Source organism: Nonomuraea rhizosphaerae, assembly GCF_019396405.1.
Taxonomy (GTDB): domain Bacteria; phylum Actinomycetota; class Actinomycetes; order Streptosporangiales; family Streptosporangiaceae; genus Nonomuraea; species Nonomuraea rhizosphaerae.
In genome coordinates this window covers 1-2,350 of record NZ_JAHKRL010000125.1, presented here as the reverse complement: position 1 = coordinate 2,350, position 2,350 = coordinate 1, and the positions used below count along the sequence as shown (strand labels likewise).

The 2,350-nt window shown below is 71.0% G+C and carries 2 protein-coding genes; one reads left to right on the top strand and one right to left on the bottom strand.

Going from position 1 to position 2,350, the window contains the following annotated elements:
• On the bottom strand, nucleotides 1–384 hold a 384-nt coding region (locus KME77_RS06190), incomplete at its 3' end, for a LacI family DNA-binding transcriptional regulator (protein ID WP_219462820.1).
• A gap of 237 nt (nucleotides 385–621) precedes the next feature.
• On the opposite strand from KME77_RS06190, the gene KME77_RS06185 reads away from it, so the two are divergent.
• The coding region (locus tag KME77_RS06185) for a discoidin domain-containing protein (protein WP_219462818.1) at nucleotides 622–2,350 on the top strand (1,729 nt) is incomplete at its 3' end.

The following is a 2,350-nucleotide window of genomic DNA, read 5'->3' as shown; positions in this document are numbered from 1 at the left end:
GTCGGCCTGCGCGTAGTGCCCGCCGGCGAAGACCACGCCGCTGACCTGCTGCTGGAGCAGCAGGTCGACGTAGTCGGCCTCGGACACCCCGCCCACTGTCCTGGTGCACAGCACCGAGGTGAAACCCTGCTGGGCGAGCGCGCCGCCGACCACCTCGGCGAACGCCGGGAAGATCGGGTTCTGCAGCTCGGGCAGCACCAGGCCGACCAGGCGGGCCCGGTCGCCGCGCAGCTGGGTGGGGCGCTCGTAGCCGAGGACGTCGAGCGCGGTCAGCACGGCCTCGCGGGTCGCCTCCGACACCCCGGGCTTGCCGTTGAGCACGCGGCTCACGGTCGCCTCGCTCACCCCGACCTTCTTGGCCACCTCTGCGAGTCGTCGCGTCATGCGCAAACTATAAGGCCGTGAGCGCAAATGCTTGCAACCGCTTACGCGCATCCGACGTACGGGCTTGCGGGCGGCTTCGGCGGGCTTCCTGCGACTTTCACGGCTCTGACCAGCAAGGGAGGTGATCGCTCGCTGTCGCTTGTCAGTCAATTGTTTGCGAAATCTCGTCGCAATATTGCTGCTATCTGCTGGACATCTTATGGTTCGGCCAACGTCTTCCTCGAAGGGCCATCCCCCATGAGAGCTGTCCTAGCCGCCCTTGCGTTACTTCTCGGAGTCCTCGCCGCGCCGTCCGCACAGGCCGCGGCCGACACCAACCTGGCCGCCGGCAAGACCGCCACCGCGAGCAGCCACACCGACGTCTACCCCGCCGCCAACGTCACCGACGGCAACCAGGCGACCTACTGGGAGTCGGCCAACAACGCCTTCCCGCAGTGGGTGCAGGTGGACCTCGGCGCCACCGCCACCCTGAGCCAGCTCACGCTCAAGCTGCCCAGCGGCTGGCCCAGCCGCACGCAGACGTTCACCGTGCTGGGCAGCGCGAACGGGACGAGCTTCAGCACCCTCAAGGCCGCGGCCACCTACACCTTCGGCCCCACGGCGACGATCCCCGTGACCGGGGCCGGCATCCGCCATGTCCGGCTGCAGATCACCGCCAACACCGGCTGGCCGGCCGGGCAGCTCTCCGAGTTCGAGGTGTGGGGCACCGCCGACGGGCCCGGCGATCCGGGCGATCCCGGCGGGACGAACCTGGCGATCGGCAAGCCGATGGTCGAGTCCTCGCACACCCACACGTACGTGGCCGCCAACGCCAACGACAACAACGTGCAGACGTACTGGGAGGGCGCGGCCTACCCGAACACGCTGACCGTGCAGCTCGGCGCGAACGCCGACATCACCTCGGTCGTGCTCAAGCTCAACCCGGACGCGGCCTGGGGCAGGCGTACGCAGTCCATCCAGGTGCTGGGCCGCGAACAGGGCGCCACCGGCGTGTCCAACCTGGTCTCGCAGGCCACCTACACCTTCGACCCGGCCACCGGGAACTCCGTGACGATCCCGGTCACGGCCAGGGTCGCCGACGTGCAGCTCCGCATCACCGCCAACTCGGGCGCGCCCGGCGGGCAGGTCGCCGAGTTCCAGGTGTTCGGCACCGCGGCGGCCAACCCCGACCTCACCGTCAGCGGCGTGACCTCCTCGCCCGCCTCCCCGGTCGAGACCGACACGATCACGCTGTCGGCCACCGTCCGCAACGCCGGGACGCTGGTCTCGGCCGCCACCACCGTCAACTTCTACCTCGGCGCCACCAAGGTGGGCACCGCGAACGTGGCCGCGCTCGCCGCGGGGGCCTCGGCCACCGTCTCGGCCTCCGCCGGGACCCGGGACGCCGCCACGTACCAGGTCAGCGCCAAGGTCGACGAGGACAACAGGGTCGTCGAGCTGAACGAGGGCAACAACACCGCCACCGCCTCGCTCACCGTCCGGCCCGTCGACTCCGCCGACCTGGTCGCCGCCCCGGTCGCCTGGACGCCGGGCAACCCGGCCGCCGGCGACACCGTCACCTTCAGCGTGAGCGTCAAGAACCAGGGCACGATCGCCTCCAGCGGCGGCTCCCACGGCATCACGCTGACCGTCACCAACGACGCCGGCACGGTCGTCAGGACGCTCACCGGCTCCACCAGCGGCGCCATCGCGCCCGGCGCCACGGCGGGACCCGTCTCGCTCGGCACCTGGACGGCCGCCAACGGCAGGCACACGGTCAAGGTCGTGCTGGCCGACGACGCCAACGAGGTGCCGGTCAAGCGGGCCAACAACACCAGCACCGACCAGCTCTTCGTCGGGCGCGGCGCGCACATGCCGTACGACACGTACGAGGCGGAGGACGCGGCCATCGGCGGCGGCGCCACCCGCGTCGGCCCCAACAGGAACGTCGGCGACCTCGCCGGCGAGGCGTCCGGCCGCCGGGCGG